The organism is Candidatus Hydrogenedens sp., from assembly GCA_035361075.1.
Classification (GTDB): domain Bacteria; phylum Hydrogenedentota; class Hydrogenedentia; order Hydrogenedentales; family Hydrogenedentaceae; genus Hydrogenedens.
The window spans coordinates 29,352-42,926 of the sequence record DAOSBX010000013.1; the positions used below are offsets into that span (position 1 = coordinate 29,352).

Consider the following 13,575-nt stretch of genomic DNA (forward strand, 5'->3'; position numbering starts at 1 on the left):
GGACATTAATCTTTTTTGCCAAAATCATATCTAATTCCTGCGGAAAGTCTATGTTCCCAAGGTTCAATGCGTCGTTCTTGATGTTCGCTATCGTAATCATTGGATAAAGTTAGGTCGATACTTAAATTTTTAGAGACAGGTGTTACGAGAGTTGTGAGAGAGCAAAGCCGGTAATTATCAATATGTTCGAGATTAGGTTCAAACGTTAGTGAGTGAGACAATTCTGAATTAAATATCTTTCTTGTATAGTTGCTCCCAAGTTTTAAGCTGGTATAATCCTGATTTGTCTTTTCATTATTGCCTAATGGATTTAACATGTTGATTGTTCCCCCAATTATATCCCCCAAACTTGTTATATCTTCTGGAGACTGAATTAATCTTTGGGAAGCCTGTGTAATTTTGTTAAGTCCATCTTGAAAATTTTGTTCCTTAACCTTATCCTTTTCATAAGGGACATAAGGAAGCCATTCTTCGTGGGTTAACATTAACGCACCTTCCAGAGCCCATGTCTGACGTGGTTGTGAAATAATTTCATATCCAGTCCCACCACCTATTTGCCCCCGCAAACCTAATTTTCTGCTTTCATCTCGTTCCGCATTTGTGTCTGTATATATATACCACTTCTCTTTAGGGTAGTATTGATAACGAAACTTTCCACCATATCTACGAGTATTAATCTGTTGTTCCACTTCTCCATAGGCACCGTCTAATTCTATATTTATCGAATCCTTTCTCTTTCTTCCAGAAATAGCGATCCCGCTTTCCATAGTTATAGTGTCCGTTGTTCCTTTTTGAAGTGTAGCGGAGGCCCGAATGTTTCCTGACCATTTCCGTTTATCTTTCTGAATAAGTGGGTCTCCTTCTGCATCTTCATTTGTTGATAAAGGTGCAATCTTTTTTACTTCTTCCCATAGAATTGTCTTTTTCTCTTTCCCTTCCTGAACAATATATTTATCTCCCGATACATGCAGTGTTCCTTGAAAGGTTTCTCCTGACGAGTAAGTCACCTCAACAAGCGAAGTAGATTCTATTTTCTTTATATCTTTACGTTTTATAGTCAAAACGCCCGCAATGTCTGTATTGATAACCAAATAATTCTCATTAATCTCTACAATAGTTCCTGTAAGAATATCGCCATTAGAAAACTCAACACGGTCTGCATAAGTAATTTCTTGCAAGAAGATTACAAAGAAACTTGTCAAAACCAACAAATATGCTCGCATATATTTTCCCTATTTCTGCTTTGATTTGTAACTGTGCTGTTTAATCAAATAAACGAAAATGTATAGGTATTTATTTAACAATCCCTAATTAGATAAAACAAACCATAAGATAAAGTTAACAAAGGTAAGCAAAAGAAGTATAATTATCTTGCTGGATATTATAAAATATTAAAGTAACTATTCAATATTACTTAATCTCGATACTATCTTGGAGTAGTTAAGAAACGTATAAACAATAAATAGTTTTTTAAGGAAGGTTTTGTATTTTATGGAATGGGAACGATTGAAGGGTAAAATCTCAAATGTAGTTTTGTTGGGAGTCACCTATGTTGCCCTTCACAGCTTATTATTTCTTTTCTATGAATTATTTTCATTATATTTAGGTCTTTCTGGTGAAGGATTCCCTGATAGTCTTATCCTTTCTGTAATAGACATTATAAAAGAGATTATCTTATGTGCTATTCTGGCGATTATCCAATCTATTATTTTTTCACGATTAGGAGTTTTGTTAGATTTCCCCGTATGGCGTTGTAAGAGTGACCTTGAGGCATTGCGCCGTTTCTTTCTGCTCTGGTTCGGTGTAAATATTGCTTTGATTACAATAACAAGGGTTTCAGTTGTATTAGTAGATTATGGTTACTCAAACCTTGCCGATTTATTTAGTGTCTTAGGAATTATTGCAAATATTATATATTTGCCCTTATCTATCTGCTGGATGTATTCAGGGGAAAAGTTATCGGAGGATGACCCAATGACACGTCCTTTTCGTGCCATCACAAGGCAGTTCGGTGAGACAGTCGGGATGTGGGTTATCATCGCCATGTCGTTATTTACTTCATTATTTGTCCTTAGTTTGCCAGTGTTCGAGGAACAAACTATTTTAACAGCCCTCCTAAAGACAGTTATAATTATTCCTTTAGCGGCTGTAGATATTATTGTTTTTTGTTGGACATGGTTATTATGTATTCAATGTCGAATGCAAGGATTAGATGAAGATTATTCATTAGACGAATGGTAAAAAGGAGTCTTGTTTGGAATGAAAGCAATTATTCTTTGTGCAGGTAAAAGCACACGGACTTACCCGCTCACTGTAACACGTCCAAAACCACTACTCCCTCTATTAAACCGACCTATTATTGAATTTCAATTAGAAGGACTTTACTCTTTTGTTGATGAGTTTATTCTCGTTGTTGGGTATCGTCAGGAAATGATACAGCAACGATTGGGCGATAACTGGAAAGGGAAAAAGATTACTTATGTTATTCAGGAAGAACAGCGAGGAACAGGACACGCTGTATTGATGTGCGAAAAAGAAGTTCAAGGACCATTTATTGCGATAAATGGAGATGACCTCTTTGACCCTAACGATTTGAAAAATCTTGCCCAGCAAAAGCGTCCTTCCGCATTAGTAAAAGAAGTGCCAAATCCCAAAGATTACGGAATATATGAACTTGATAGTGATAACAAAGTAAAAAAACTTGTCGAAAAACCGAAAGTTATATTCTCCAACATTGCAAATATCGGTGCTTATCTTTTTACATCAGAGATTTTTCCGATTCTACATAATACACCTTTATCTGAACGCGGAGAAATTGAAATTACTTCTGCAATACAAATAATGGCGGAACAAAAGGGTTTCTGGGTATTACCAGCGGAGGGATATTGGCTACCTATTGGCTACCCGTGGGACTTGCTTCGGGCTAACGCTTTTTTGTTAGACCGTATAGAAGAGCCTAAGGTCTTGGGAACGATAATGTCAGGTGCATGGATCGAAGGAAAAGTCTTTATTGATGAAGGGACAGTTGTTCGGCCAGGTAGTTATATTGAGGGACCAGCTTACATTGGGAAAAATTGTATGATAGGTCCGAACTGCTGGATAAGACCTTATACAACTATCGGGGATAACTGTCGTGTTGGTCAGGCTTCTGAAATAAAAAACTCGATTTTATTTAACCATGCCTATGCCCCTCATCAGAATTATGTTGGTGATAGCATTTTGGGTGAGGGGGTCAACCTTGGATGTGGAACGGTAACTGCAAATGTCCGTCATGATGGACAAGCACCTAAATCCGTTGTGAATGGTGTCTTGATTGAAACAGGATTAAAAAAGTTAGGAGCGGTTTTAGGAGATAATGTCCACACAGGAATCTTGACTGCAATTTACCCAGGTCGCAAAATGTGGCCTGGCACATTTACACGACCAGCAGAGATAGTTGAGCGAGACATCATTGGTGAAGAAAATGGCTAATAAAGGATAAAAAAAGGATGAAAATAGTATTTTTCGGGAACGCCACTGAAAAAATTGCCGCTATCAGATATCGTGTACAAAAATTTGCGGATATGTTTGAAGCGGAAGGGCACCAATGTGTAATTTGCTTACATTCTTCTGTGGATTTCTACCTAAAATATTTTGAGAACCAACCAAAGTATAAAAAAGCAATTTATTGGCTATGTGTGTGGTTTAATCGCTGGTTCCAACTACGACACATTTTTAATGCAGATGTCATATTTTTAAGAGGACCTATATTTAAATACGGACCACCCATATTTGAATACATCATCCATGTATTTAATAAAAACATGGTTTTTGATATTGACGATGCGGTATGGGAAAAACCAGCTTTCGTAAACAATTTTTTACTTCGTTTTGTTGATTTTGATTGGGCTAAAAAGATGTGCAAAATATGTGCGGGAGCAGTCGTTGGCAATCGTTATCTGGAAGAACATGTGAAACCATGGGGAGCCAAGAAAATCGTTATCGTTCCTACATGTATTGATATGGAAAAGCATCAACAAAAGAAAGATTACCCAAAACATAATAATCCAGTAATTATAGGTTGGACAGGGCTACATACTAATTTAGGATACCTGGATATACTCAAAGACCCTTTGAAAGAGTTATCTAAAAAATATCCGATACAATTGTTTATTGCCTCTAATGGCTTGGATTACAATATGGATGGAGTAAATGTTGTATTCGAAAATTGGAAATTTGAAAAGGAATTTGAATATCTACAAAAACCGGATATCGGTTTAATGCCACTGATAGATACACCACGGGCACGAGGAAAATGTGCCTTTAAGGCGTTGCAATACATGGGTGTGGGGACACCTGTTGTTATCTCACCTGTGGGGATGAATGCAGAAGTAATAGAGGATGGCGTTCACGGTTTCTTTGCACAAACCCCCGAAGAGTGGTATGACCGATTAGAAAGGTTGATAATGGACCCAGATTTACGAGAACAAATGGGCAGAAAATCGCGACAACGCGTTATAGAATTATATTCATTTGAAGCAAACTATCCTCGACTGAAAGAATTCCTATTGGATATTGCAAAGGGATAAACCAAATGAAAGAAACAAACAATCCGGATGTGGCTCTGGCGTGGGAGTGGATAGAAGAATTAGATAACTGGATTGAAGAAAACGGCTTGTATGGCTATGACCGTTTCGATGTAAAAGACCATCCTCTATTTCGTTCCGTACAGACCATTCCTCTTCTACGCAAATTAAGTTCCGGCTATTCTGAATTATTTCCTAAATTTACACGATGGCTCCTGCGTGTGAAGAAAACAGAAAATCCTAAAGCCCATGCATTAATGGCAACGGGGTATCTGCGGTTGCACTCAATAGAGCCTGAAAAGGGACATTTAGAAAAAGCGAAAACGCATTTGTTATGGCTCCGTTCTCAAAGAACACCCGGTATTGATGGCTGGGCATGGGGATATCCCTTTGCTTATACTGGCAAAGGAGTACATGTCCCTGCGAAAACTCCTGTTAGCGTTGTTACCGCTATTGCAGGTCAAGCCTTTTTATCCGCTTATCAGATGACACAAGAAGAACAATATCTCTCCGCTATACTTGAAATTGCAGAATTTTTTACTAAAGAACTCCCTCACTGGAAACTGAAAAATGGCGGATTGTGTTTTGGCTATGCGCTTAAAGGGGACCCACGAAAAGTTCATAACGCAAACCTGCTTGTAGCAGAATATCTATATTATGTCTCCCATATTACAGGAGAGAAAATATATAAGGAGATCGCACAACCCGCATTAGAATTTTCTCTTAATGCACAAAACGAAAACGGTTCATGGTATTATGGATATTGGGAGGATGGCGACCCCTCTGAAAAAGAATTACATAAAATCATAGATAATCATCATACAGGGTTTGTTTTAAGGTCCTTATATGGAATTTATAAGTTAGAACCCAATGAAGTGCTCAAAGAAAAAATTTTGAAAGGGTTCCAGTTTTACGCTACTTTATTTGAAGAATTCGGTCAACCTTACTTTGCAGAAAATAAGAAATGGCCCGTAGATATACACGCTTGTGCAGAGGGGATTTTGTGCCCTTCAATTTTGGCTGAGGTTATTCCTGCAGCACATGTTCTTGCAGTGTTTGTTCTGCGCTGGGCATGGTTCCACATGCGGAACTTAAAAACAGGTGAGCTATATTATCGGCGTTATCCATTTTTTACATCTAAAATCACCTTTCCAAGGTGGGGCGTAGCGTGGATGTTTCGGGCTATCGCAGAATATCTATCCCGTTTCTATGAAGTCAAAGAACGGGTTGAAAGATTAAAAATGCAAGCCATCCGATGGATGGAACCCACCACTACCGCTGGAAATACATCAAATAACAATTCAACAGAAAGAACATAATTATTTATAATTTGGAGATTACCATGCTTCAGGGAATTATTAAAAAAGGAAAAGCACTGACCATTGATGTTCCTGCTCCGCAGGTAGGCAAAGGAATGGTGCTAATAAAAGTTATTTTTAGTTGCATTTCAGCAGGGACTGAATTGAGCGGACTTGCCCGCAGTAAGAAACCATTAATTCAACGGGCATGGGAACAACCGGATAAAGTAAAAAAAGTGCTCGATATATTGAGAGATGAAGGTTTTACAGTTGCCTATGCAAAAGTTAAGAATAAATTAGAATCCGGCACACCTATCGGTTATTCAGTTAGTGGTATTGTTATAGCAGTCGGTGAAGGGATTAGCCGATTTCAACCCGGAGATAAAGTTTCTGCAGCAGGTGTAGGATATGCTCATCATGCAGAGTTTGTTACTGTCCCTGAAAATCTCGTGGTTAAGGTTCCCGAGGAAGTATCGTTCGAAGAGGCTTCCACTGTAGCATTGGGAGGAATAGCAATACAAAGTATACGACGGGCAAACCTACAACTGGGTGAGTTTGGGGTGGTTTTTGGAGCAGGAATTTTAGGTTTGTTAACTACACAGATGCTCATTGCTTCCGGTATAAGGACAGCAGTAATTGATATTGACCCACATCGTTTAAACATTGCTAAAGAATTGGGGGCAGAATTGGTTATTAACTCTAATGATGAAAATCATGTTGATAAAGTAATCAATTGGAGTGATGGTTACGGAGCAGATGCAGTTATTTTTACCGCGTCTACCCAGCAAAACGAACCGTTATCTCAATGCTTCCGTATGACACGAAAGAAAGGAAAAGTTGTATTGGTAGGTGTGTCAGGTTCCGAAATTAAGCGTGAAGATATTTACTCCAAAGAATTGGATTTTCTTATTTCCACATCTTATGGACCCGGCAGATATGATACCCAATATGAAGAAAAAGGGGTTGATTATCCGTATGCCTATGTTCGCTGGACAGAGAACAGGAACATGAAAGAATACTTGAGATTAATACACAGTAAGCACATAAAACTTGACAGATTGATAGAAAAAACATACCCCATTGAACAAATTGCGGATGCTTTTGACTGTCTTTCTTCACAAATACCGCGCCCGTTAATCGTCCTTCTCCAATATGGATTACCTGAGGAAAAACCTTTACTCCCGGACATATCACAACAAATAATTCATGTGAATACGAGCTATACCCCAAAATCCGTTATTAATGTTGCTATTATTGGTACGGGGGGCTTTGCTACAAATATGCATTTACCAAACCTGGCCAAACTTAAAGATAAATATTCTATTTACGCAACTATGGACCGTTCCGCACAACAGGCAAAGTTCGTAGCAGAACAATATCAAGCCAAATATACCACAACCAATCTGGATGAAATATTAAGTGATAAGCAGGTGGACCTTGTTTTGATAACTACAAGACACGACTCTCATGCGGAATACTGTTTGAAAGCATTACAGGCAGGAAAACATGTTTTTGTGGAAAAACCCTTAGCCATATCTCAGGAGGAATTGGATAAAATAAAGGACTTCTATTTACAAGGAAGTGGGCCTAAACCTGTATTACTTGTCGGTTTTAATCGCCGTTTCAGTAAATATCTTACAGAGATAAAAAAACATACCGACAAACGAATTAACCCTTTGCTTATCCATTATCGAATGAATGCAGGACTTTTACCTCCAGACCATTGGGTTTTTGAAACAGGCGGTAGGATTATTGGGGAAGCATGCCATATTATAGATACCATTTCCTTCCTTACAAAAAGCCCCATAGAGAGTATCTCAGTAGAATCAATAACACCAACGACAGACCGATATAGCCCAGTGGATAATAAAATCGTGATATTAAAATATAAAGATGGTTCCATTGCTTGTTTTGAATATTTCTCTGTGGGAAGTACAGAATTTGGTAAAGAGTACATGGAGGTTCATTTCGATGGAAAAACCCTCGTGATGGATGATTATAAATCTTTGAAAGGTTATGGTCAGAAAATCAATGAAATACAAACTCGAACCAGCCAGAAAGGTCACTTTGAAGAACTGCTGGCCCTTCATGATTCCATAACCGGTAAAAATCCAAATTGGCCTATTCCCCTCCCTGAATTGCTCCAAACCACAGAAGCAACTTTTATAATAAAGTAATACTGTAATTCCTCTTTGATACCGACTTTATAAACTCTTTTTTACTTTAATTTAATAGGAGAATATTTTTACTTATTAGTCGGATTTTTTACTTTATAAATGGAATTCCATAACAACGAATGATGCTTCCATAAAGTATCTTTAGAACTATACACAGGAATCCCATTTTCAATTCGAAACAACTCAGGATTTAACAATACAGGATTTGTTGCTACCTTCGTAAGTACAATATCAGAAAGTATGTATTGAGAACCGATAGGACTTGATAAATCAAATTTAAATATTCGCGAAAAGAAAGTATCTTTGTAAATATTTCTATATTTGAAAGCATTAGATACAACAATATAGTCAATATCGTATTGTTTAATAAACTCTTCTTCATTTTGTTCTTTTAATAAACATGGAAGAATTTCTCCACCTACAATACCATCTGCACTTACTAATTGGGCACTCGTGTTGAACTGAAACTGTATTTCATAAATTAATATTTTGCTTTTTTCATGCACATCCAATCTCCGAATTTCTTCTGCAAAATCATTCCCTAAGATACGGTCAAAACTATACTTATAGTTTTCGGGTTTATTTAATTGCAAATGTTGATATAGAGCAAATAAAAACAGGGGCAACATAATAACAATTGCTATCTTTGAATATTTTGAAAAATGTCTTACTATTTCCATTGTAATCCATGGGAACAATACAGGGACTAATGTTAGCAAATATCTGCCTGAATAATTCATAGGGGGAAAAATAAAGTAAATAAACACCAGAAGTACACTAGTAAAAAACATAATATTTTTTATTCTATCCACGGAACGGAATTTAGAAAAATTTAGAACAACAAAGAAAATAAATAGGGGTAAGATAAAGAGTAAAGAGGGAGCAAACCGGTATAAATCACCAATGGATATAAATAATTTCTCTATATAGGAAATATTTTTGTTTTCTAAGGAACGGACAATTCGCCCTAAAAATGAGGATGGGAGAAGAGTCCCTGTCATAAAGAATAGATAGCCATAAACAACCCCAGTACTCGATATACCTACAAGAAGATATTTCCAGAAATTTTTTTTATTCTCTGAAATAAAAAAGATTGCACTAAGAAAAAACAAAAGATATTCTGGCCGAATAAGCATAGAACATCCTGCTAAAAATATACCTGTATTTTTCCAATTTATTTTTAATAAGAATAAAGCAAATGGTGGAAGAAATATTAACAATGCAGTTTCGTATAACTGGGTAGAGGATATAAAAAGAGAATAAAGAAACATGTAAGCTAAAACTAAAAACAAGATACTAAATAGATTTTCTTTTTCTGATATCGGAGATTTTTTATTGCCAATGCATATATAAACATTCAGTAGTATTCCCCCAAAAATAAAAATCTTATTCAAACAGGTAGCAAAAACCAACCATTTGTCAAAACCTAAAAGAGAATATGGAACAGAATTCAATATAACCCAAAGAGGAGAAGTTGCTCCATGTTTTACTTCATAACCGTAGGTAAAAGGCTTTTTGAAAAAGTCACGAATAAAAGTAAAATATATAGAAGCGTCCCCATGAATTCGTGTTTTGTGAAGATAAAGAACAATAAAAAGAAATATAAATGGGGTAATTGCAGATATACGATATATAATTCTTTCTTTTTTAAAAAGATAAGTATCTAAATAAAACATATTATCTCCGAGTAAGCTCTATTCCGGGAAGAGACCGATGGGAGCAGATAGAGATTGATTGATTATCGCCTGTATGTCAGAGGCTCCCAACCCATTACCGTCAACATCTATATCTTTATCAATTGGTGTAATGCCCAAAATGACCTCTACTGCAAGGTCTACATCTTCATCGTTTACTTTATCATCTCCATTAATGTCACCATCGCTCAGGGGAACATCTTGACGCGTTGCCCATCCATCAACGACCTCAACCCCATTTACACGGTAGGGAATATATCCGGGTACAGTAAAAGCAAGGTTGTATATGCCGGGTAATAATAGTCGGTGATAATTCCCAACACGCGGATGAGTAAATACGGGTTGTGTGTTCCCCTGCACTAAAACTTTTGTCCAGACAGGATTTCCCGTTTTTCTATCATATACAAGTCCTCGCACTCCTCGTAAAATACACTCTAAATAAGACAGCATAGATTCTCGATTATTATTCCACAGTGTCGGTATCCATGACCCTGCTGGAAATTTAGTATTGTATAACTCTATTGTCATTTCAATACATCCTGTAAAGCGATAATTCCAGTCTTGCATACCCCCCGTAATAACATACCATGCTGCGCCATTTGTTATCCCACCGGGAAATTGGGAACTGTTATACATAGGTGTGTTATACATAGCATATTGCGTGGCTATCCACTTCATTAGAGCATCATCTGGTGTAGGTGCTTCCACACCACTGGGTCCTCCGTCGTTATCGTAGGGATAATTCACAACCATAGCACCTGTATGAAAATTTGCGGATAGACTAAAATTATGTTCTAATGACCATCGCATAATATGCTGTGTCTCAGGTTGCCGTGTTTCAATAGATATGTTACCCCCATCATAATAAAATGTGTCAAAGTCGGTAGGATAACGAGGAAAAGAACGGTTTAAATCCACTCCGTTAGCATTATATCGTGATACCGTCTCACGTCCATCTGGATTTATCAAAGGCACAATCCATATAGAAACCTCATCAACAACATTTTTTATTCTCGTATCTGTGGAATAGTTTTGTAGAAGATATTCCGCAAAAAGCAAACACAATTCCGTTCCAATGGGTTCATCTCCATGTATTGTGGAAATATACTTAAACTCTGGTTCATCTTCTTCTATATCTGGGTTATCTGTAATGTGAAGTGCCCATAACTCTCGCCCCTGTACAGATTGTCCCAATGAAGTTAGGCGGGTAAGATCTGGATACGTATTAGTGAGGCTTTGTAAAAATTGTGTTAATTCCGCATAGTTATGATACCCCGAAGGTGTTTTTTCTAAGTGAGGTGAAGGGTCTGTTCCTATAACTTGTAGTTCAAAACCCTCGTTTTTTAGTTTTTCCATTGCGGATTCTGGAATATAAACATGTGCATATCGTCCATCAAACGAATCAACAGAATAACCTTGTTGCTCAAGATAATCAATATCCGACATGTTTTCAATGTTTACTTTCACAATATATCGGACAGGTAAAGATGCCTTCTGTGCAAAAGATTCGTTTTCTAACAAGTAACAAATAAGTAATAAAATAAATGCTAACTTCTTCACTTCTACATAAAACCTTAAAATATAACTTCAAATGTAAATGATATAAAAAATATATAATATTATAACCTTTAAATAATATCTAACAGCATATTATTCCTTAAAATACTGTGTTAATCTTCTTAGCATAACCAAGAGTTTGCTTTAAGGTCTTACTACATATAGTTTGACAATGGTCAATACTATCTCTCCTCCATTTCAAAAGCGAGTTAAGGAGGACTTATAAGTTAGTCAATCTTTTTATTTTACAATTAACACATAGGTTTTTGTTTGAACTTGTTTATCAGCACCCTGTACCTGTAACTCCAAAGTATATTCACCTGATAAAGGAAAAGAGTACGTAAAGGAGGACTCTTTGAACCTGTCTTTCCCTTGAATAGTCCATTCACATTTTTTTATTAATGTTTCTACTTGATAACTTAGACTTGCCCCTTCTGGAAAATCTTCACCGATAGATATCGGCAATCTACCAGGTGGCATAGCTACTAATTCTTTTAATGAAAAAGTATACTCACGATTTGCCTCCAATATAGAATCCTCAATAACTGAACGAAAGCGGAATGATGGGAAACCGACCAATGTTTCCGCTAATGCCTTTATTGCAATTTGATAAGCAGGAGGTTCTGCATAGGTAATTAGGATTGCATCTGCTTTTTTGGCACATACAAGTGCCTGAGGATGTCCCAAAACTAAGGCAATAACTTTGGCTCCTGTCTCTTTTATACGATTTATGAATTCTTCTTGTTCTTTTAGCCGAAGAGAAGAGACAATAGTACATATCGCAATCGGGAATTTACCAACATTTTTCACCGCACGTTCAATGTCAAAATCCTGAATATAACCTAAACGAAGTGATGATGTCATCGGTTGCAATCCGATGTTTTTATGGTACTTCTGTAAATACTCATCTAATTCCTTAACACCAACAGGACCAGCAATACCTATCCCTTGAGTAGAGCCTTTGACGATTGGCAGTATATCCCCATGATTACGAACCAGTGTAATGGAATTTTTGATAATAAAGTAGGAATAGTCGTACAAATCACCTTTTTGTTTCGTTAGTTCTGTTGGCTTAATCGGTTTTTCTTTACTCACTACAGCAATTTGAGCGTTCTTCAATGATTTAATATTATTATAGGCTTGTTCTATCCGTTCGATTGGAATTTCATTCCGCTGAACTGCGAGGGTGATACGATCGATGGCTCGGCTTGCTGTATTAGCAGGTCCGCGATAATAAAGCACATCGGCACCATATCGTAACGCCTCTACACCCGCCTCAGATGAATCCATAAACTCTACTACTTCAGGTGCATCTAAGGGACCTGCAATAACCACACCAGTAAAATTTAATTGTTTCCTTAGTAAATCTGACAAGACATAACGTGAAATACAAGCAGGTTTCCCCTGTGGGTCTAAAGTTGGCACTAACGTTGTCCCAACATGAATTATTGGAACCCCTTCCTCCATCAGCATTTTATAAGGTAGAATATCATTCTCTGCAAGGTATTGTTCTGGGGTGAGCAACACTGCAGGTTGAACTCCTTCACGATTGGTTTGTCCCCCTGGAAAATCCATCGGCACCATCAGTGCGGAAGGGGTATTCCATAGGTGGTACATCTGTACCGCAATGTCAGCTGATATTTTTGCATTAGACCCGAAACATTGCAGATCCCTACGGGCTTTGGGCAATGTCGACGCTAAGCTTAAATGTGGACCTAACATCATGTTTAATCCCAAACCCTGAATATAACTACGCCAAAGCTGAACTATTTTTTCTATATTTTGGGTCTCAGGGTTGGCTGACAAAGACAAAAGTGGAGGCAAATTAATATATGGCGAAGGAGCACCTCGTTCTCGCTCCGTCACCTCATATATATCGCCTGCTAACCATAGCGGTAATCCTGGATTCCGAACCGCAAAACGTATCCCCGCCAAATAATCTTCTGCCCACTTCGGTTCAAGAATCCGTGGAACAACCACACCTGCAGGTGTATATTGATTTAGAAAAATACGGTCACCAGAAATAGTACCATGTGTCCCTTGTAGGGTAATTAGAAATAACTGACCAATCTTTAACTGGAGCGTTTCTTCTTGCTTTGGTGATTTATCTGCGTCCGTCTCGATTTGTTTATTCTCTTCCTTCTCCTGAATTTGTATCTCATCGCTATGTATTGCAATAGGTGGCTTATTATCAATATTTTCAACGCCAAAAATCCCTAATAGAGTTAATAATATTAGGAACATAAAATCTCCTAATGAGTTATTTTGCAAATTACTTTGTTAG

9 protein-coding genes are annotated in these 13,575 nt (G+C 37.2%); 5 read left to right on the forward strand and 4 right to left on the reverse strand.

Going from position 1 to position 13,575, the window contains the following annotated elements; translation table 11 throughout:
* Nucleotides 1-5: 5 nt before the first annotated feature.
* A complete protein-coding gene (locus PLJ10_05735; protein ID HOK09146.1) occupies nucleotides 6-1,223 on the reverse strand; it encodes a DUF481 domain-containing protein in 1,218 nt (405 codons plus the stop codon).
* Between the two features lie 268 nt (nucleotides 1,224-1,491).
* Between PLJ10_05735 and PLJ10_05740 the strand changes: the two genes are divergently transcribed.
* The 5 genes from PLJ10_05740 to PLJ10_05760 are packed head-to-tail and all read left to right on the forward strand — an operon-like array spanning nucleotide 1,492 to nucleotide 8,040.
* The gene (locus PLJ10_05740) at nucleotides 1,492-2,241 is read left to right on the forward strand and encodes a hypothetical protein (protein HOK09147.1); all 750 of its coding nucleotides are present in this window, start codon (nucleotides 1,492-1,494) and stop codon (nucleotides 2,239-2,241) included.
* A gap of 18 nt (nucleotides 2,242-2,259) precedes the next feature.
* A complete protein-coding gene (locus tag PLJ10_05745) occupies nucleotides 2,260-3,471 on the forward strand; it encodes a sugar phosphate nucleotidyltransferase (protein ID HOK09148.1) in 1,212 nt (403 codons plus the stop codon).
* 17 nt (nucleotides 3,472-3,488) lie between these two features.
* Nucleotides 3,489-4,568, forward strand: coding sequence for a glycosyltransferase (locus PLJ10_05750; protein ID HOK09149.1), 1,080 nt, complete (start codon nucleotides 3,489-3,491; stop codon nucleotides 4,566-4,568).
* 5 nt (nucleotides 4,569-4,573) lie between these two features.
* Nucleotides 4,574-5,884 (forward strand): hypothetical protein, encoded by a 1,311-nt coding sequence (locus tag PLJ10_05755; GenBank protein ID HOK09150.1) that lies wholly within the window; start codon nucleotides 4,574-4,576, stop codon nucleotides 5,882-5,884.
* Nucleotides 5,885-5,907: 23 nt separating this feature from the next.
* Nucleotides 5,908-8,040 (forward strand): bi-domain-containing oxidoreductase, encoded by a 2,133-nt coding sequence (locus PLJ10_05760; protein ID HOK09151.1) that lies wholly within the window; start codon nucleotides 5,908-5,910, stop codon nucleotides 8,038-8,040.
* A gap of 68 nt (nucleotides 8,041-8,108) precedes the next feature.
* On the opposite strand, the gene PLJ10_05765 is transcribed toward PLJ10_05760, so the two are convergent.
* The 3 genes from PLJ10_05765 to PLJ10_05775 form a co-directional block, all read right to left on the reverse strand.
* On the reverse strand, nucleotides 8,109-9,716 hold the full coding sequence (locus PLJ10_05765) for a hypothetical protein (protein HOK09152.1): 1,608 nt from the start codon (nucleotides 9,714-9,716) through the stop codon (nucleotides 8,109-8,111).
* 18 nt (nucleotides 9,717-9,734) lie between these two features.
* Nucleotides 9,735-11,294, reverse strand: coding sequence for a M14 family zinc carboxypeptidase (locus PLJ10_05770; GenBank protein ID HOK09153.1), 1,560 nt, complete (start codon nucleotides 11,292-11,294; stop codon nucleotides 9,735-9,737).
* Between the two features lie 237 nt (nucleotides 11,295-11,531).
* On the reverse strand, nucleotides 11,532-13,535 hold the full coding sequence (locus PLJ10_05775) for a glycoside hydrolase family 3 N-terminal domain-containing protein (protein ID HOK09154.1): 2,004 nt from the start codon (nucleotides 13,533-13,535) through the stop codon (nucleotides 11,532-11,534).
* Nucleotides 13,536-13,575 lie beyond the last annotated feature (40 nt).